The organism is Bradyrhizobium sp. CCBAU 25360, assembly GCF_028128695.1.
Classification (GTDB): domain Bacteria; phylum Pseudomonadota; class Alphaproteobacteria; order Rhizobiales; family Xanthobacteraceae; genus Bradyrhizobium; species Bradyrhizobium ottawaense.
Genome location: NZ_LBJA01000038.1, coordinates 38,167 through 56,895 on the forward strand (window position 1 = coordinate 38,167; position 18,729 = coordinate 56,895).

An 18,729-nucleotide genomic window follows, 5' to 3' on the forward strand; every position below is an offset into this window, starting at 1 on the left:
CGCTCGAGCGCGCAGCAAGCTAAGCGAGATCTGGAGGGAGGTCGTCAGTCAGGCGCGCTGAAAGCGGCGAGGCCAAGTCGTTCGGCCGAAACTCGATAATTACCATATGGCTATTGCTTGTTCGTTCCGCAAGTGGCCGTGGTGAGGGAGAGCCCGCGTTACTGCAACACAAGGGGAGCTGGCAGTGGCCCCTTACGGGTCAAGCACACGCGCCGTCCGCCGATCTGCTGACAGCCGCACTCTCGAAGGGAACAAAGGGTGAGAAGACGGTTTGAATCTGGCGGCAGAACCAGGAGACTGGGAGCCGCGAAGAAAAGCCGTTCGGTGTAACGCCCGGCGGCTTTTGTTTGATGGGGCATCTCTCGATGCCTGTGACGTGTCGTCCCCCGCCTCAAGCAAGGGCACCGAGTTGAGAGCACCTCACTGGGGTCTGCATGTCCAAGCGACCTCGCCGCCTTTTCCTCTGTGCGCAACCAGGACGGAGGAACACTCCGCCCCCAGTCGGTTTGGCTCCCCAAGCAGCATTTTTGTGATGCGGTGCTTTAACACTCGCGCGAATCGGAATTGGCATGGCTTCCGTCATAGTGGGGCTGAACAGATACTTCGCATTGATCGAGCGTCGAGTGCCCACGAAAGTGGGGACTTTCATTCGCTGGCTGCGAGAGCCATCCAAATTCTGGATCCGTGTCATTGTCGCGGGGATATTAATTCTCGGGGGCGTCTTCAGCTTCTTGCCCCTCTTCGGTCTCTGGATGCTCCCCCTTGGGCTTCTTCTCATCGCGCAGGACATGCCGGTCCTGCAAAAGCCTCTCCTCGCCATGTTGCGATGGATTGAGCTGAAGTGGAAGTGGCTGAGGCGACGGTTCAGAGCGAGGTCGTCATAACGGCGACGGCCAATTGCGGAAGCAACCAGATGACGCGACCGTCCCACCCGCGGCGTCGGGGCAATCCCCCTATTTGGAACGTTGTGGCTAAGCTAGGCTTGGTCCAGCAGGAGGTCACCATGACCAAACCATCAGGCCACGGCATCATGCGCGTACGCGGAGAAGACCAGCCGGCGGACAAGGAGCGTGCCCAACTGGCTCAAAAAATTGAACTTGGCCACACGCCCCCTGAGATCAAGGAAGAGGCGAACGACCGGGACTGAACGGCAAATATCGTGCGCAAGCGCGAGGGCTCGCCAGCAGGATGCCGCCAAATATCAGGCTGCTTTCTGTGCTCGGTCATATGGCGGAACGTCCCGGATGCCCTCCCGTTCCTTCATTCCGGAGCCGGTAATCCGGGTGTGGACAGCCATTCGCTGATTTGAGCCCCGGTCTCCGCCTGCCGAGCTTTGCGGATTGTGTGTTCCCGCTCGATACCTGGCGGGAGCGACTTTGCCTTTTGACGAAGGACTCGCCCGTGTTCGGCAAGGCGTTCTTCAAAGGAGGTGGTCTGCTTGAGACGGCGTCGCTGCATAGCGTGCTCCTTTTCCCAGGGAAGGCGGGAGCGCGACAGCGTTCTCGTCACCGACAGATGCCGAGGGCCGCGCGGTGATGCAATGACAGTAGCAAGTTACGGTCCGACGCGCTGGTCAATACTGATCATAGCGGCGCCAAAGGCCCCTTCAGCAACCTGTTGCGCCGGACAAGCAACGCTCTTCACGGTCAGGCAGCAAGCTCTCGGAGCGCCGAGATGATCGCCTCCGACGGGTACGGCTTGTGGAAGAACCTTGCCCCATCGGGCAGCTCAGAACCTTTGACGAGATGGCCCGAGACGATCAGGAGCCTGATCGGTGGCCATCTTTCGCGAACGGCTTCCGCGAGCCCAACGCCGTCCATCGAACCAGGCATCCTGACATCTGTGAAGACAACGCAGACATCCTGTCGGGCTTCGAGTATTCTGATGGCCTCATCGGCATTGCCGGCAAGCAGCGGATGCAGTCCCGCATCCTCGACGAGGTCGTTCGCCATCAAGAGGAGCATTGGTTCATCCTCGACGACCAAGACGCAACTGCCACGAGGAGAGCTTTGCTCTGGCATATTAGTCCTTTCTAATGCAGGAGACGTCACCGGCCGGGATATCCCGCAGTCACGCCTTTAAGCCATCGCAGCAGCCGGCGTTCCGAATGGCCGCTTCTTTTCTGATCAGTCTTTCTGGCGGACCCAATGCGGCTAACGGTTAGCGAGAGGTTTCGCCGTGCGCCGCCACGACTTCCGCCGAATGACCGCAGCACTCGCCTCGCTCGGCAATGTGCGTCCAGCGGCCTTGCCCGATCATCGCCGCAAGGTTAGCGCGTCGACGCCGCAAGCCCTTTCCATAAGGAAGCATGACTGGTCATTTGCGCGGCAGTCGGATTGAAAAGCGCGTGCCTGTTTGTTCGCTGGATACCACAGAGATCTCGCCGCCATGGGCTTCGACGATCAATTTCGCGATGTGGAGGCCAAGGCCAAGGTGGGTACTGTGCTCCGACGGGTCACCGACTTCCTGGCCTCGCGTCCAGGATTGGAAGATTGATTTTTGCGCATCAAGCGGGATCGAGGTTCCGAGATTGTGCACTTCGATGGTCATAGCATCGGGATCGTTACCTGCGACAGTCACCGTGATGGGCGACGCTGCGTCGCCATAATGGACTGCGTTGCCCATCAGGTTGGACAGCACCTGTCCAAGGCGGGCGGGGTCGCAGGAAACCAACGGATCGCCCTCCTTCGTGACCTCAAGTTTCCGATCTGGGTTGACGGCGCGAAACTCATCCGCGATTTCCTGACACAAAGCCGCAACGTCGTTGTTGGTCTTTGTGACGGGGATTTGAGTGCCGAAGGACGAGCGGGTGAGATCGAGCAGATCGTTCAGAATTTGTGTCGCCCGCCCGGCCGCCAGCCTGATCTCGGAAACTACCCTGGCCTGCTTTGCGTCGGTTGTCCCAGATCGCTCCATCCACTGAGCGCCCATTGAAACGGCACCGAGAGGATTGCGCAGGTCGTGGCCGAGGACGCCCAGAAACAGGTTGCGCGAGTCGTTTATCGTCTTCGTATAGTGGGCAACCGACTCGGTCACGGCCTGATCGATCGCTTCGTTGAACCGCGTCAAGTCCTCGATATCGGTGTCCGCAAGGCTCCGATGGTGGGCAACCCATTGCTTGACCACGCTTGCGCGAAGCGCCCTGTATTCCGACACCATCTGATCGATGTCAAAGCCGTCGGCCAGACGCAGAGCGGCATGGAGTTCAGCCGCGCTTTGAGAAAAGGCGCTATCATTCGTGCCGTCGCCTCGCGATTTATCAAATTGCTCCCGCGGGGTTTGTGCGGTTTCGAGGTCGTCCGCCACGAACCCGAGAAGATCGACGATATGATCTTCCAGAGCCAACTTCGTCATCCGGTCGCTGGCCGGTGATAGAGTTCGAGCGAACTCCGTCCATTCCTTCACGATCGGAGCCTGGTTCTGTCGAATGAAGTCAGCCAGGCGTTCGTACGTTGGCCGCTCAGTGGAATTGCTCAAGCCGGCCCCCCCAAGTAGATGACGCGAGCCCTCGATCGAGCAGGCACAAGCCCTCCGCTCGCGAATGCCGTGCCTGCACTCCGAAGCGCCGAGTCTAGAGTATAGTCACTGGCTTCGCGGCTGTCACAACTGACTTCGCCTGCGAGGAACCGCGCGACTTTCGGAGAATCGCTCGACTTTGGCCGAACCTTCGGGACGACGGTCGTTTTGCCCTTGCCGTGCCGGATGTGGGTGTGTCGGAAAGCGATCGCTACACTCACGCCGCGGCAAGACCGGCGCACCTATGCATCGATCGGTAGCGGATCCAAGCGAGCAGGACTCTATTGGCCTTTGGGAACCGGCTTCAATGCGTGGTGCTCGAGTTCCGATGGACTATCGAAACGCAGAACAGCTGTTCGGTGCTCGAGCGCACTTCCACTGCCAAATCCGGCCGCTTGCTTTGGAAGACGGATTCCTTGGCGATTCCAGTCAAGGTTTGCATTGCTTTGACTTCGGCGGCTTTCAGATTGGGAAGGGGTAGACCTTCCTCGTCTGCAAAGAAATCGCGACCACTTTGGATGTCAAAGAAATACCGATTCATGGAGCGCTCCAGAAAATTGGATCACATATAGTCCCACCAATCGGTGTGTCGCTTGCCTGACGACTCGGACATCGATACGGCTGTCGTCCTGTCACACGATCAGCCTCAACTGTTCGATCTGTCCCGCCGCACGTTGCGAAATTCTTCGGGGCCCTTCATTAGTTTCCCCTTCCGGCTTGCCCTGTCTTCAGATGTCGCATCCGCATCGCCCATCCCGTCGATTGCGTCAGAGGCCAGCTCCTTTGCCCGGATCCGAGAGCTCTCACGCTTCGACTTCGGAGCTTGGCGCATAGACCGATCACGCAGGCCGTCCAGCGCCGTCTTCACCAGCAGCTGTATCGCTTCTGATCGGTTGGGCCTTCGCTTCTGGCTGAGTGCCCAAGCGTCAACCTGATCGAGAAGCTCAAGCGTTAGCCGAACTACCCGGCCTTGCTCACCTGTCGCCGCTGGTGACTTCTGACGAACCGCTTTCGACCCAGACATATTGGACATCATTCAATTGGAGTGTGACAACCGCGCCGCCGCGACACTGAGAGGCGGAGACAGTCATGCCTGCGAGGTGGCGCATCAGGCCATTTCGTTCCGCTCTTGAGCTAATCAACCCGGCCGCTTAGGGTTCCAGTGAACGCTTGCCTTGAGCGCGGCGCCGATTTCACTGGCTATTCCCCACCGGGAAGCGCAGCGTGGTCCCGAGCAAGGAGCCCGGCCTTGAGCGGAAGCACGTTTAGCAGCGTGGGTGCTTACAGTGGCTCAAGGTACTCAGTCTCGATCGCGCGTCCGAACGCCCCGCGCCAACGACGCCGAACACGATCAGGTGTCCAGCGCAGGTCTTTCGGCGGGTTTGCAAAAAAGGCGCCGTATGACGGAGATCACCAAGGAGGCCATGGAAGGTGCCGCTGCGCGGCATCTCTCGGCTGGCTTCAACTTCCGTGCCTATACGCCGCACAAGATCGCTTACGATCTTATCCGTTGGGATGAGGAATTCAGACACGCCAATTACACTCGGCTCGTCGTAGCCGTGACGCTCTGGCAAAGCGGCTCGTCTGACTAGGGGAAGCGGCCGCGGCTCGTCGCGCGGCCTGGATCTGCAGTCGAGCCAGAGCGGATCGTCATTTACACGGTCACTCCATTTACACGGTCACTCCAGGGATATAGTGTTCGGCTAGAGGTTGGCGGATGCTCACCTTGAAGCTGCCCAGAAAGCAGCGACCTCCGAAGTCGCCGCGTATCGTCGTAGTAGCAGCTCACGTGCCATCGGAAGGCGCAATCATAAAATTGGGTTTACCAACGTGCGTCAGCAGCGCCGATGCACGTCCTCATGCGCTCACGGAAGGCCAACCATCATGAAACTTCCTGCAATATTACAAGGCGAGGCGCGGACCCGCTTCCTTCAAGGAATCGCTTTCGGCGCGGTGGCGACCATGGCGATTGGATTTGCCTGGGGCGGTTGGGTCACCGGGGAGAACGCTAGAATCATGCGCGCCTCGGCGGAGACCAGTGGCAGGATGTCGGTTCTGGTACCGCTGTGCGTCGCTCAGTTTACAGCCGCGGATGGAGCTATCGCCAAGTTCAAGGCGACCGGCCCTTACTCCAGGGAAAACGTCGTCAGCGAATTCGTGAAGAGTGTGGCGTCCACGAGCATGGATTACTCATTCGCCAAGGCTTGCGCGACCGGCGTCGAGACGGAGATTGCCAAGACGGCGACAAAGACCTGACGAGCCATCCGGAAGCACATGGTGAATTCTGGTGGCGCGGTGGGGTCGCTCGCGCCCAATGACGGGCTAGGACACCTGATGTCGCCGGACCTCTCTCAGCCGCATGTTGCGAGGACAGGACGTCTCGCGGTTTCGTGCGGTGTCGGTGAGGTTGACCCGCTTGTTAGGCGATCCTTGCGAGTCCCGTCCGAATTGACATGAAGAGGCCGGCGGATTCGGCTTCGAAGCGGCCCACTTATACGAAGATGTATCCGAAGACCGCCTCGACGTCCTCGCGTACTTTCAAGTCCACGGAAGCTTTGTTTTGACTGTGCCCAGCGGAGGCACAGCGTTGAAAATCAAGAGCGTCGAAAATTCAAGGCTTCCGACCATAGCGGAAGCAGTCAATCAGGCGAAGCCTTCCCGAGCACTCAATCCTTCGCCTCGCCCGGCTTATCGGACGACAAATGGCCCGTGACGATATCAAAGATCGTCGATCAGCTTGTGCCTCGCCCGAGAAAGAAACCAGCACAATCTAGGCGCGGCTTAGCCGACGCTCATCGCACATCGCCATTGTGTAGATGGAGCTCTCGAGTACCAGCAAATGGGATATGAGCAAAGACGCACACAGCGCAGCGTCTTTTAGTTCACTCCAGAGCGCCGCGATAGCCTTTCCTTGCATCACATATCCGGGTGTGCACGGCATATAAATGCCGCGTTCATTCGATATTTTTTGCTTCACGGCGCCATGTGCCGGCGCAAAGCGGAATGCAAGGACAAGTCAATGACGCGAGTTGCGCTCTATGCCCGATACTCGTCTGACAATCAACGTGACGCCTCGATCGAAGACCAATTTCGTATTTGCAGAGAACGCGCGATGCGTGAGAAGTGGACGATCGTCAATTCTTACAAGGATGCCGGAATTTCCGGTGCGAGCATGATCCTTCGTCCGGGCATCCAAGCCCTGTTGCAGGATGCTCAGAGCCGTGCGTTCGATATCGTGCTCGCTGAGGCGCTCGATCGCATCAGCCGCGACCAAGCGGACGTGGCGACCCTGTTCAAGCAACTGCGCTTTGCCGGGGTTCCGATCGTCACCTTGGCCGAAGGGGAAATCACCGAGCTTCACGTCGGTCTAAAAGGGACTATGAATGCTCTATTTCTGAAGGACCTCGCTGCGAAGACGCACCGTGGTTTGCGAGGTCGGGTAGAGGGTGGAAAGTCAGGTGGCGGGCTTTGCTACCGATACCGCGTTATCAAACGGCTCGACGAGCGCGGAGATCGTATCCGGGGAGACCGAGAGATCGATCCGGCCCAGGCCGGCGTAATCCGGCGCATCTTTCGGGACTTCGCCGCTGGCATCAGTCCGCGAGCGATCGCGGTGAAGCTCAACGCCGAAGGCATAGCCGGCCCTGAGACCCAGCTGTGGAATGACACGACGATCCGGGGCCATGTCAAGCGCGGCACCGGGATCATCAATAACGAGCTTTACGTGGGACGCCTCGTTTGGAATCGGCTGCATTACATTAAGAATCCTTCGACGGGGAAACGCATCTCGCGTCTCAATCCGGAGGCCGACTGGATCGTCACCAAAGTTCCAGAGCTTCGCATCATCGAGGATGAACTCTGGGATCGGGTGAAAGCCAAGCAAAGTGAGATCGCCGAAAAATTTATCAATGTGACAGTAGCTGTCCGCGAGCACCATTCGAACAAACGACTTAACAGTGCTCGTCGCCCAAAGTCGTTGTTCTCGGGACTTGTCCTCTGCGGCTTATGCGATGGCCCCTGTTCACTGCGCGGAGCCGATCGCTTCGTCTGCTCGGCACATGTCAGCAACGGGTCCTGTTCGAACGGCCGCACCTTGGCGCGGAGCGAACTCGAACATCGCGTATTGGGCGGGCTGAAGGACCGGTTGCTGGCGCCAAACGTCATCGCAGAAGCAATGCGCGCCTATGCTGAGGAGATGAACCGGCTGAACCGAGACCGGCGAGCCCGCGGCGATGCTTGGCGCGCTGAACTGGCGAAGGTAGAAAAGCAAATCCATGGAATGGTCGAAGCGATCAAGGAGGGCATGTTCCAGCAGTCGATGATCGCGGCGATGGATGCGCTGGAGGCTCGCAAAACCGAGCTCTCTGCCCTGCTCGCCGAAGCTCCTGCCGATACCCCGGACATTCTCCCGAGCGCCTCGCAAGTCTACGCCAAGAAGGTCGCCCACCTCACTGAGGCTTTGAACCGTCCTGAAGACCGGGCCGAGGCCGCCCAGCTCTTCGTGGTCTGATCGAACGCATCGTTCTCCGGCCGGGTGCCAAGCGCGGCCAAATCGACGCCACCCTCCATGGTGATTTGGGCACAATCCTGAGCTGGACTGCTGCGCGTAACGCGGAAAAGGCGGCACAAACCAAAACTCCCGCAGCCTCGGCTACGGGAGTGTCGGTATCAGTGGTTGCGGGGATAGGATTTGAACCTATGACCTTCAGGTTATGAGCCTGACGAGCTACCGGGCTGCTCCACCCCGCGTTAAACACTTGCTTTGCCTTCGGTCAGATCCCGGGGACGGTCGGTTGAGGCCGGCGCTGTTCGCGTGGCTTTCTCGTCCGTCCCAAAGGCTTCCTTGGAAGGCAACCCCGGGCAAAGCCCTCGGGTGCGGGGCGTATGTACCAACCCGAGCAGCCTTTGGAAAGGGCCGCGGGAACGTTTTTTTCGACTTTATGACAGCGGAAGCGACCGATTTCGGCTGCGTTCCCTGTGCTCTTGCCAGAAGTTCCACAAAGGGCCAGCTTGCGGCAACAAGATGAGGGCCGAAACGCGCCCTTGAGGGAGGAACGCCGTGGACAAATCCCTGACGAGCGCCCCGGTCGGAGCGCTGGAGGAGGCCTTCCACGCCATGGTCGCGCGGTCGCGGGACGAGCCGCCGGCCGGCCTTGCCGAGCGGCTCGACCGGATGGCGCGGCTGCGTGCCGTGGTCGCCGACAACGAAGAGCGTTTCCGGCAGGCGATCTCGGCCGATTTCGGCCACCGCTCGGCGGTCGAGACCACCATCGCCGAGACTATGCTGCTGTTTTCCGAGATCCGGCATGCCACAAAGCACCTCAAGAGCTGGATGGCGCCGCAGCGGGTCGCGACCGCGCTGCAATTCCTGCCCGCGCGCAACCGGCTGATGCCGCAGCCGCTCGGCGTCGTCGGCATCATCGCGCCCTGGAATTATCCGCTCCAGCTCACCCTCGCGCCCGCGATCGGCGCGCTCGCCGCCGGCAACCGCGTCCTGATCAAGCCGAGCGAGCTCACGCCGCACTTCGCAGGCCTGCTGAAGGAGACGGTCGCCGCGCGATTCGATGCGACCGAGCTGCTCGTCACCGGCATCGAGGGCGAGATCGCAGAGGCGTTTGCGCGCCTGCCGTTCGATCACCTCGTATTCACCGGCTCGACCCGGGTCGGGCGGCTGGTCGCGGAGGCCGCGGGGCGTAACCTGACGCCTGTTACCCTCGAGCTCGGCGGCAAGTCGCCTGCGATCATCGATGCCTCGGCCGACCTCGATGAAGCGGCCGAGCGCATCGCCTACGGCAAGCTGCTCAATGCCGGGCAGACCTGCATCGCGCCGGACTATGTGCTGGTGCCGGAGCGCTCGTTGCAGGCCTTCGCCGAGAAGGTGCGCGCCCAGATGCGGCGGATGTTCGGCACCGATCCCTCGAACAAGGACTACACCTCGATCATCTCGGACCGGCATTATGCGCGGCTCGAAGGCCTTGTCGCGGACGCGGCGCAGCGCGGCGCAAAAATCCTGCAGCCGGCGAAGGCGGACGATCCGAACTGGAAGGCGCATCGCAAATTCCCGCCGACGCTGATCGTCGGTGCGACCGAAGCGATGGCGGCGATGCAGGAGGAGATTTTTGGGCCGGTGCTCCCCGTTCTCAGCTATCGCGATCCCACTGATGCCATCGCCTTCATCAACCATCGCGACCGGCCGCTGGCGCTGTACTGGTTCGGCAAGGACGGCACCGCGCGCGACGAGGTGCTGGCGCGCACCATCTCCGGCGGCGTCACAATCAACGACTGCCTGTTTCACTTCACGCAAATCAACCAGCCGATGGGCGGCGTGGGCGCATCCGGCACCGGCGCCTATCACGGCGAATGGGGCTTTCGCACGTTCAGCAAGCTGAAGCCGGTGTTCTATCGCTCCAAGTTCAACCGCCTCGCCGACCTCTATCCGCCCTATGGCGGCAAGATCGCGCGGCTGGAGAAATTGATGCGGTTCATGTCGTAGTTGCTCGTCATTCCGGGGCGACGCGAAGCGTCGAGCCCGGAATCCATATCCACCAGTCGGGGTTATGGATTCCGGGCTCGCGCCAAGGGGCGCGCCCCGGAATGACGAAGGAAATGGGGGAAGCATCGGTGACTGACACATTCGATTTCGTCGTCGTGGGCGCGGGCTCCGGCGGCTGCACGGTTGCAGGAAGGCTGTCGGAGGATGCGGCGACGTCCGTGGCGCTGCTCGATGCGGGCGGGACGAACGACAATTGGCGCATCACCACACCGTTTGGGCTTGCTCTGCCTTACAAAACGGCCAACTGGGCTTTCGATACCGTACCGCAAGTGGGATTGAACGGCCGCATCGGCTATCAGCCGCGCGGCAAGGGTCTTGGCGGCTCCTCGGCGATCAACGCCATGGTCTACATCCGCGGCCACAAATGGGACTACGACCACTGGGCTTCGCTCGGCAATGCCGGCTGGTCGTATGCGGACGTGCTGCCCTATTTCAAGGCTTCCGAGAACAATTCCGATTTCGACGGCGAGTATCACGGCAAGGGCGGCCCGCTGCATGTCAACCGGCTGCGCGCGGACAATCCGATCCATGATGTCTTCCATCAGGCCGCGCGCGAGGCGCAGTTCCGCATTCGCGAGGACTTCAATGGTGAGGATCACGAAGGGCTCGGCAGCTATCAGGTGACGCAGCACAATGGCGAACGCTGGAGCGCGGCGCGCGCCTATGTGCATCCCCACATCGGCAAGCGAGCCAATCTGCGCGTCGAGACGGGCGCACACGCCACGAAAATCCTGTTCGAGGGCGGGCGCGCCGTCGGCGTCGAATATGTGCAGGGCAAGCAGACGAAGCAGCTGCGCGCGCGCCGCGAGGTGATCCTTGCTGGCGGCGCCTTCCAGTCACCGCAGATGCTGATGTTGTCGGGCATCGGCGATGGAGATGCGCTTGGCAAGCACGGCATTGGCGTCGTGCACCATCTGCCCGGCGTCGGGCGCAATCTGCAGGACCACCCGGATTTCGTGTTCGTCTACGCCTCCGACTTTCCGCACTTCGTTCATGCCTCGCTCGGACGGTTGCCGTCCCTGCTCCGTGCCATCCAGCGCTATCGCAGCGAACGACGCGGCCTGATGACCACCAATTTCGCCGAGTGCGGCGGCTTTTTGAAAACCCGGCCCGATCTCGACGTGCCTGACATCCAGCTCCACTTCGTCATCGCGATGCTCGACGACCACGGCCGCAAGAAGCACAAGGAGGCGGGCTTCTCATGTCACGTCTGCCTGCTGCGGCCGAAGAGCCGCGGCAGCGTGTCCCTGAAGAGCGCCGATCCGCTCGCAGCGCCCTTGATCGATCCGAACTTTTTGGGCGAAGAGGAGGATCTCGAGAGGATGGTCGCGGGCTTCAAGACCACGCGCCGTCTGATGGAGACGCCGGCGCTGCGCGCGCTGCAAAAGAAGGACATGTTCACGTCCGACGTGCGAACCGACGACGACATCCGCAACATTTTGCGCGATCGCGTCGACACCGTCTATCACCCCGTTGGCACCTGCAAGATGGGGACGGATGCGCTTGCCGTGGTCGATCCGGCACTGAAGGTGCACGGCGTCGAGGCCTTGCGCGTCGTCGACGCCTCGATCATGCCGACGCTGATCGGCGGCAACACCAACGCGCCGACCATCATGATCGGAGAGAAGGCGGCGGATATGATCAGGGCGGAGATGCGAGCGAGTTAGTCGGCGCTGCCACGTCATTCTCGGTGTCGTCCCCGCGAACGCGGGGATCCATAACCACAGGGAGGATTTGTGGCGCGAGATGATAACTCCGAGTCCTCGCCAAATTTCTCCCTGTGGCTATGGGTCCCGGATCTGCGCGCGCTTGAGGCGCGCTTGTCCGGGACGACAGTGGGGCTTAGTTCAACAGGAAGCCACCATCGACGGTGATCACACTCCCCGTCATGTACCGCGACGCCTGTGACGCCAGCAGCAGAATCGCGCCGTCGAGATCGGACTCGGCGCCGACACGGCGCTGCGGGATGCGTTTGGCCAGGCGCTCGCCGGCCGGCGTCGACCAGAAGGCGTGGTTCATCTCGGTGTCGATATAGCCGGGCGCGAGCGCGTTGATGCGGATGTTCTGGCCGGCGAGCTCCAGCGCCATCGCCTTCGTCGCCTGGATGATGCCGGCCTTGGAGATCGCGTAAGGCGACACCGCCTTCAGGACGCCGGTGCCGAGCACGGAGGCGATGTTGACGATGTTGCCTGACTGCTTGCGGGCGATCATGCGCCGCGCGACTTCCGTCGCGAGGAAATAGGCGCCCTTGAGATTTGCGCCGATCACCGCGTCCCAATCCGCTTCGGTCTGCTCGGTGGCGAGTTTCTCGATGGCGATGCCGGCATTGTTGATCAGCACCGTGACGGGACCGAGCGCGGCCTCTGCTGCGTCGACGGCCCGGGCGATCGAGGCCGTGTCGGTGACGTCGAGCGCGACCGCGGCGGCGCGGCCGCCCTTGCCGCGGATCTCCTCCTCCAGGCTCTTCAGCTTGTCGGCCTGACGCGCCGCGAGCGCGACGGCTGCCCCGTGGGCGGCGAGCACCCGGGCAAATTGCCGCCCCAGCCCCTGGCTCGCGCCCGTGACGAGGATGGTTTCTTTACTGACGTCAAATAGGCCTGACATTGGCGATAGACCCTACGCTCTTGGAGCCATCAATACAGACGATTTTAGCGATCTGAAACCGGAATGATCGGTCCGGCGTTCATTCGTTCCGTCGAGGGCAGGGTTTTGCTGATGAACAATTTCGATCTCGCCGTCTACGCCGCGCTCGCCATCGCGGTCGGCTTCGGCTTCAGGACCGGCCTGCTCCGCAGCGCCATGACCATCCTCGCCTATCTCCTCGCTGCTCCGATCGCGGTCGCGCTGATGCCGTTGATCGTGCCGCAGATCGCCGGCAATCCGAATGCGCCGCTGCTGCAGAACTGGATCTGGCTGTTCGGAATCTTCGTGGTGGTCGGCATGCTGTTCGGCTATATCGGCCGCCTGGCGCTGAACGACACGATCCGCGACGCCGGCATCGGCGATCGGCTCGGCGGTGCCGCGCTCGGCGCCGTCAGGGTCGGTCTCGTCGCCACCACGCTGGTCCTGGTGTTTGACCAGATCGTGCCGGCCAACAGACAGCCGCCTTTTCTCGCCGGCTCGCATCTGCGGCCGCTGTTCTCGACGGCGGGTCAGATGGGCTTCAAGTCGCTGCCCCCGGAAGCGACCTCCGCGATAGACCGCCTCAAGCAGGAACAGCGCATCTGATCTGTCGCATTTGCATCGCTAGCGGCGAGGTGCATGCATTTTGATGCGAGCCCGTGCCTTATCAGCGACGCCGATGTTGGCTAAAGTGGGCGCCATCCAAAACCTGCCTGACATTACGGGAGTGAAACAGTGGATCTTGGGATCAAAGGTCGCCGCGCCATCGTCTGCGCATCCAGCAAGGGCCTCGGTCGTGCCTGCGCCATCTCGCTGGCGGAGGCCGGCGTCGACGTCACGCTGACCGCGCGCGGCGCCGAGGCGCTGAAGAAGACGGCGGACGAGATCCGGAAAGCCTATCCTGATGTGAAGGTCACCGAGATCGTCGGCGACATCACGACGCCGGCGGGCCGCGAGGCCGTGCTGAAGGCCTGCCCCGAGCCCGACATCCTGATCAACAACGCCGGCGGCCCGCCGCCCGGCGATTTCCGCAACTGGACCCGTGACGACTGGATCAAGGCGATCGACGCCAACATGCTGACGCCGATCGAACTGATCAAGGCGACCGTGGACGGCATGATGGCGCGCAAGTTCGGCCGCATCGTCAACATCACCTCGGCCGCGGTGAAGGCGCCGATCGACATCCTCGGCCTCTCCAACGGCGCGCGCGCCGGCCTCACCGGCTTCATCGCCGGCCTGTCGCGCAAGACCGTGATCAACAACGTCACCATCAACGGCCTGCTGCCCGGCCCGTTCGAGACCGACCGTCTCACCGGCACCGCAAAGGCCGAGGCTGACAAGCGCGGCGTCTCGGCCGAGCAGATCCTGACCGAGCGCGCCAAGCTCAATCCCGCCGGGCGCTTCGGCCAGCCCGACGAGTTCGGCTATGCCTGCGCCTTCCTGTGCGGCGCCAAGGCCGGCTTCATTACGGGCCAGAACATTCTGCTGGATGGCGGCGCGTTCCCGGGGACGTTGTGACCGGTCCTCTCCCTCTCCCCGTTCTTACGGGGCCGCGACGAGCTTCGCTCGCGCCGAAAGGGCTGGGGTGAGGGGCTGCTTCGGCAAACACGGTGAGAGTTGGACTCACGGAGAGTCCCCCTCACCCGATCGCTTTGCGATCGACCTCTCCCCGCAAGCGGGGCGAGGTCAGCAAGATCACCGCTGTTTCGTCGGCTCGTCTTCGTCCTGCTGACTGGGAGCGGACGAATCGGCCGTCGTGCGCTCGTCGGTCCAGTCGATGCCGAATTCGTCGAGCCCGCCTGCGAGCAGATCGCCCAGCATCGGCTCGCCAAGCAGGTAATGCACCGTTTCGCGGCGGGGGCTGCGATATTCGGTGCGCGCCTCCACCGCGCGGGCGCGCAAATCGTCCCAGTCATCGATGGTGCCGTCGCCGCGACCGAGCCACGTCAGCGCGACGAGATCAAGCTGCTCGTCCTCGTTCAAGGCGATCATGAAGCTGCCGAGCTCTTGGACGACAGGATCGGAGCCATCATCTTCGAGGACGTCGACCGCGTCGTCATCGGTCGGGTTCGAGCCGGAATCCGGATCGGAATCCCCCTCTTTGACGTCGAATTCACGCGCCTTCTCGATGATGAAGGCGACCTTCTCCGCGGAAATCGCAAGCTCTGGCATGGCTTCCTCTTCGGCTTTTTCCTGGGGTTCCCGCGATAACGCCGCACCGCGTCAGATGATCCATTGCGCTCGATGACGGAAACGGCGCATCTTTCGGCATCAAGGCAAAAACATGGGAAGGCGGCGGATGCAGTGGAAGGTCGGCCAGGTCAAAATCACCAAGATTGTGGAGCTGGAGACGGTCGGCTCGACCCGCTTCATCCTGCCGCTCGCGAGCAACGCAGAGATCCAGAAACTTCCCTGGCTGATCCCGCATTTCGCCACCGAAGAGGGCCGGCTGAAAATGTCGATCCATTCGCTGGTGCTGGAGACGCCGTCGCGCCGCATCGTGGTCGACACCGGCCTCGGCAACGACAAGCAGGGCCGCAATGTTCCGACCTGGAACAACCGCACCACGCCGTTCCTCGCGACGATGATGGCAGCCGGTTTTGCGCCCGACAGCATCGACACTGTGCTGTGCACGCATCTTCATGTCGATCATGTCGGCTGGAACACGCGGCTGGTCGACGGCCGATGGGTGCCCACCTTTGCCAAGGCGCGCTATGTCTTCGGCAAGATCGAATACGAGCACTGGCTGGAGCATTCGACCGAGCCGGACAAGCGAGCCGTGTTCGAGGATTCCGTGAAGCCGATCGTCGATGCCGGCCGGGCCGATCTGATTCCGAGCGATCACCAGCTGTGCGAGGAAATCAGCATGATCCCGACCCCCGGCCACAGTCCCGGCCATATGAGCATTCTCATCCGATCGGACGGTAAGCAGGGCCTGCTCACGGGTGACGTCGCCCATCACCCCTGCCAGATGGCGCATCTCGACTGGTCCTCGACCGCGGACTCCGACCAGAGCCAATCTGCAAAGACACGGCGCGAATTGTTCGGCCGCTTTGCCGACACGCCGACCTTGGTGATCGGCGGCCATTTCTCGGCCGGGCATATCAGGCGGGATGGAGAGGCATTCAGGTTTGTGGCGCTGGCCTAGGTCTCGTGCCCCGGATGCTGCGCAGCACGAAGTGATGCGCTGCTAAGCCGGGGCCCATGTATTTGGATCCCGGCTCTGCGTCGCGTCATTTCATGCCGCGCCGCGTCCGGGACACGAGAGCGCCGTCCGCCCATCGAATCCAGAGGGCTGCAATGCGCCCCGCTCTGGGCGGTTGAATTTCCCCTCGCCCTGTTCCATGAAGCTGCTTAACCGATCGGTCCATTCCTAGGGAGAAACGAGAATGAAGCTTGTTCGTTATGGCGAGAAGGGTGCGGAAAAGCCCGGCCTGATCGACAAATCCGGCCAGTTGCGCGATCTGTCGGCGCATCTGAAGGACCTCACCGGCGAGGCCTATTCGCCCGAGAGCCTGAAGAAGCTGGCAGGCCTGGATCCCGCCTCGCTCCCGGCGGTCTCCGGCAAGCCGCGGTTCGGCGCGCCCGTCACCGGCATCTCGAAATTCGTCGCGATCGGCCTCAACTACTCCGACCATGCCAAGGAGACCGGCGCCGATATCCCGAGCGAGCCGATCATCTTCATGAAGGCCAACACGTCGCTGTCCGGCCCGAACGATGCGGTCGAAAAGCCGCGCGGCTCGACCAAGCTCGACTGGGAAGTCGAGATCGCCGCGATCATCGGCACCCGTGCGAAATATGTCTCGGAAGCCGACGCGCTGAACCACGTCGCCGGCTACTGCGTCTGCAACGACGTCTCCGAGCGCGCCTTCCAGATCGAGCGCCTGGGACAGTGGACCAAGGGCAAGTCGCACGACACGTTCGGCCCGCTCGGACCGTGGCTTGCAACCAAGGACGAGATCAAGGACGTGCAGAACCTGTCGATGTGGCTGGACGTCAACGGCCAGCGCCGCCAGACCGGTTCGACCAAGACCATGATCTTCTCCATGGCCAAGTGCATCTCCTATGTCTCGCAGTTCATGACGCTGCTGCCCGGCGACGTCATCACGACAGGCACCCCGCCCGGCGTCGGCCTTGGCATGAAGCCGCCGACCTTCCTCAATGTCGGCGACGTCGTGACGCTCGGCATCGAGGGTCTCGGCGAGCAGCGCCAGGAGATCGTGGCGGCGTAAGCCGTGCCTTCATCCTGAGGAGCGCGCAACGCGCGCGTCTCGAAGGATGCGCCACAAGCACAGTCGCCCGGCGTTCGCGCCGGGTGAAGAGCGACCGTCCCTCGTTGTCCATCCTTCGAGACGCGCGCCAAGGGGCGCGCTCCTCAGGATGAGGACTGTGTGTCTGGATAGAGGTTATTTCCAATGAAGCTCACCTTCTCCCCCGCCTCGCCCTTCGCCCGCAAGGTGCGCATCGCCGCGATCGAGCTCGGGCTGATCGACAAGATCGAGCTCGTGCCCGCAAGCGTCGCGCCGGGCACGGCCAATGAGGACTATTCGAAGATCACGCCGCTGAAGAAGCTGCCGGTGCTGATCACCAATGACGGCGACGTCATTTTGGACTCCTACGTCATCGTTGAATATCTCAACGAGACCGCCGGCGGCGCCCTGATCCCCGGTTACGGTCCCGCGCGCTGGAAGGCCAAGACCAATCATTCCCTGATCAACGGCATGCTCGATTCCATGCTGCTGTGCCGCTACGAGAAGATGGTGCGGCCGCAGGGCCTGCAATGGCAGGCCTGGTCGGACGACCATTGGAACAGGGCGTGGACCGGCATGGCGCGGTTCGAGAACATGCCTGAGGTTCTGAACGGCCCGTTCGACATCTCGCAGATCGGCCTCGTCTGCGTGCTCGGCTATGCCGACTTCCGCTTCGCCGATTGCGGCTGGCGCAAGGCCTATCCGAAGCTCGACGCCTTCCATCAGAAGATGCTGGAGCGGCCCTCGGTCAAGATCTCGGTGCCGCCGGCCGCCTAAGCGCGATGAAGATCATCGCGCTTTAGGGTTGTTGTTTGAGCATGATCTTGTCGGAAAACCGCTGAACACTTTGCGCTATCGCGGCCCTCCGGGTCCGGATCATGCTGTAAACGCGGAGTTCTCATGAGCCTGAAGTTCTCGGTCGGCGATCTCACCATCCATCGCATCATCGAGCAGGAAACCTCGTTCGTCCCGGCGCTGGAGATGCTGCCGGGATTGACGGCCGAGGTACTGGCCGAGAATCGGGCATGGATGCGGCAAGCCAAGGCGCTGGACGAGCAGGACGTATTGCTCCTGTGCTTCCAGTCCTACGTGGTGAAGACACCGCATCACACCATCCTGATCGACAGCTGCATCGGCAACGACAAGCCGCGGCCTCGGCCGAAATGGAACATGAAGACCGACGACACCTATCTGCGCGGGCTGGGCGCCGCCGGCTTTGCGGTCGAGGACATCGACTTCGTGATGTGCACGCATCTGCATGTCGATCACGTCGGCTGGAACACGCGGCTGGAGAACGGCCGCTGGGTGCCGACCTTCCCCAAGGCGCGCTACGTCTTCGCCAGGCAGGAATTCGACCACTGGACCGAGCAGAACGCGAAGGCGCAGGTCGCCCCCTTCGCCGACAGCGTGCTGCCGGTGGTTGAGGCCGGACGCCACGAGCTCGTCGGCAATGATCATGAGATCGGCGATCACGTCCGCATCCTGCCGACGCCGGGCCACACGCCGGGGCATATCGCCGTCACGATGGGCCGCGGCAAGGACGATGCAGTGTTCTCCGGCGATCTCATGCACTCGCCGCTGCAGACGCTCTATCCGGAGCTGTCGATCAAGTTCGACGTCGATCCAGCCGCGGCAGCGAAAACGCGGCGCAGCTTCCTGGAGCGCTATTGCGACACCGACACGCTGTGCTGCACCGCGCATTTCCCGTCGCCCTCGGTGGGGAAGATCCGGCGGAAGGGCAATGCGTTCGTGTGTGAGTCCATCTAGCGAGATGCCGTAGGGTGGGCA

Annotated in this window: 18 protein-coding genes and 1 tRNA gene; 12 read left to right on the forward strand and 7 right to left on the reverse strand. The window is 61.9% G+C overall.

Annotated features, from left to right (window positions below; translation table 11 throughout):
* Nucleotides 1–1,003: 1,003 nt before the first annotated feature.
* Nucleotides 1,004–1,147 carry a hypothetical protein gene (locus tag XH81_RS16145; RefSeq protein WP_240536492.1) on the forward strand — a complete coding sequence of 48 codons (144 nt, stop codon included), beginning with the start codon at nt 1,004–1,006 and terminating at the stop codon, nt 1,145–1,147.
* A gap of 113 nt (nt 1,148–1,260) precedes the next feature.
* Here XH81_RS16145 and XH81_RS16150 read toward each other — a convergent pair whose 3' ends face one another.
* The 4 genes from XH81_RS16150 to XH81_RS16165 all read right to left on the reverse strand — a co-directional run bounded on the left by XH81_RS16150 (nt 1,261) and on the right by XH81_RS16165 (nt 4,057).
* Nucleotides 1,261–1,458, reverse strand: coding sequence for a hypothetical protein (locus tag XH81_RS16150; RefSeq protein WP_080670088.1), 198 nt, complete (start codon nt 1,456–1,458; stop codon nt 1,261–1,263).
* A 188-nt stretch (nt 1,459–1,646) separates the two neighbouring features.
* The gene (locus XH81_RS16155) at nt 1,647–1,985 is read right to left on the reverse strand and encodes a response regulator (protein WP_256379480.1); all 339 of its coding nucleotides are present in this window, start codon (nt 1,983–1,985) and stop codon (nt 1,647–1,649) included.
* 331 nt (nt 1,986–2,316) lie between these two features.
* Entirely contained in the window at nt 2,317–3,477 is a 1,161-nt protein-coding gene (locus XH81_RS16160) for a sensor histidine kinase (protein ID WP_028140621.1), read from the reverse strand.
* A gap of 343 nt (nt 3,478–3,820) precedes the next feature.
* Complete coding sequence (locus XH81_RS16165) at nt 3,821–4,057, reverse strand: DUF6894 family protein (RefSeq protein WP_028140622.1); 237 nt, start codon at nt 4,055–4,057, stop codon at nt 3,821–3,823.
* An 859-nt stretch (nt 4,058–4,916) separates the two neighbouring features.
* On the opposite strand from XH81_RS16165, the gene XH81_RS16170 reads away from it, so the two are divergent.
* The 3 genes from XH81_RS16170 to XH81_RS16180 all read left to right on the forward strand — a co-directional run bounded on the left by XH81_RS16170 (nt 4,917) and on the right by XH81_RS16180 (nt 8,026).
* Entirely contained in the window at nt 4,917–5,108 is a 192-nt protein-coding gene (locus XH81_RS16170; protein WP_028149236.1) for a hypothetical protein, read from the forward strand.
* Between the two features lie 292 nt (nt 5,109–5,400).
* Entirely contained in the window at nt 5,401–5,772 is a 372-nt protein-coding gene (locus tag XH81_RS16175) for a hypothetical protein (RefSeq protein ID WP_049801952.1), read from the forward strand.
* A gap of 763 nt (nt 5,773–6,535) precedes the next feature.
* Nucleotides 6,536–8,026, forward strand: coding sequence for a recombinase family protein (locus XH81_RS16180; protein WP_063615303.1), 1,491 nt, complete (start codon nt 6,536–6,538; stop codon nt 8,024–8,026).
* Nucleotides 8,027–8,188: 162 nt separating this feature from the next.
* On the opposite strand, the gene XH81_RS16185 is transcribed toward XH81_RS16180, so the two are convergent.
* A tRNA-Met gene (locus XH81_RS16185) sits at nt 8,189–8,265 on the reverse strand.
* Nucleotides 8,266–8,632: 367 nt separating this feature from the next.
* Here XH81_RS16185 and XH81_RS16190 point away from each other — a divergent pair.
* Together XH81_RS16190 and XH81_RS16195 are read left to right on the forward strand one after the other, a co-directional pair.
* A complete protein-coding gene (locus tag XH81_RS16190; protein ID WP_249155796.1) occupies nt 8,633–10,009 on the forward strand; it encodes a coniferyl aldehyde dehydrogenase in 1,377 nt (458 codons plus the stop codon).
* A 128-nt stretch (nt 10,010–10,137) separates the two neighbouring features.
* Complete coding sequence (locus XH81_RS16195; RefSeq protein WP_028140628.1) at nt 10,138–11,736, forward strand: GMC family oxidoreductase; 1,599 nt, start codon at nt 10,138–10,140, stop codon at nt 11,734–11,736.
* Nucleotides 11,737–11,911: 175 nt separating this feature from the next.
* On the opposite strand, the gene XH81_RS16200 is transcribed toward XH81_RS16195, so the two are convergent.
* Nucleotides 11,912–12,673: an SDR family oxidoreductase gene (locus tag XH81_RS16200; RefSeq protein WP_028140629.1), complete on the reverse strand. Its 762-nt coding sequence runs from the start codon at nt 12,671–12,673 to the stop codon at nt 11,912–11,914.
* Between the two features lie 111 nt (nt 12,674–12,784).
* Between XH81_RS16200 and XH81_RS16205 the strand changes: the two genes are divergently transcribed.
* A complete protein-coding gene (locus tag XH81_RS16205) occupies nt 12,785–13,297 on the forward strand; it encodes a CvpA family protein (RefSeq protein WP_028140630.1) in 513 nt (170 codons plus the stop codon).
* Between the two features lie 129 nt (nt 13,298–13,426).
* Entirely contained in the window at nt 13,427–14,209 is a 783-nt protein-coding gene (locus tag XH81_RS16210) for an SDR family oxidoreductase (RefSeq protein ID WP_028140631.1), read from the forward strand.
* 177 nt (nt 14,210–14,386) lie between these two features.
* Here the strand turns inward: XH81_RS16210 and XH81_RS16215 are convergent, their stop codons facing one another.
* The gene (locus XH81_RS16215; protein ID WP_028140632.1) at nt 14,387–14,863 is read right to left on the reverse strand and encodes a DUF3775 domain-containing protein; all 477 of its coding nucleotides are present in this window, start codon (nt 14,861–14,863) and stop codon (nt 14,387–14,389) included.
* Nucleotides 14,864–14,990: 127 nt separating this feature from the next.
* On the opposite strand from XH81_RS16215, the gene XH81_RS16220 reads away from it, so the two are divergent.
* From XH81_RS16220 to XH81_RS16235, 4 genes are all read left to right on the forward strand, one after another.
* Nucleotides 14,991–15,839: an MBL fold metallo-hydrolase gene (locus tag XH81_RS16220; RefSeq protein WP_028140633.1), complete on the forward strand. Its 849-nt coding sequence runs from the start codon at nt 14,991–14,993 to the stop codon at nt 15,837–15,839.
* A 241-nt stretch (nt 15,840–16,080) separates the two neighbouring features.
* On the forward strand, nt 16,081–16,923 hold the full coding sequence (locus tag XH81_RS16225) for a fumarylacetoacetate hydrolase family protein (protein WP_038973158.1): 843 nt from the start codon (nt 16,081–16,083) through the stop codon (nt 16,921–16,923).
* 183 nt (nt 16,924–17,106) lie between these two features.
* Nucleotides 17,107–17,718 (forward strand): glutathione S-transferase family protein, encoded by a 612-nt coding sequence (locus tag XH81_RS16230; protein WP_028140635.1) that lies wholly within the window; start codon nt 17,107–17,109, stop codon nt 17,716–17,718.
* A 123-nt stretch (nt 17,719–17,841) separates the two neighbouring features.
* The gene (locus XH81_RS16235; RefSeq protein ID WP_028140636.1) at nt 17,842–18,708 is read left to right on the forward strand and encodes an MBL fold metallo-hydrolase; all 867 of its coding nucleotides are present in this window, start codon (nt 17,842–17,844) and stop codon (nt 18,706–18,708) included.
* Nucleotides 18,709–18,729 lie beyond the last annotated feature (21 nt).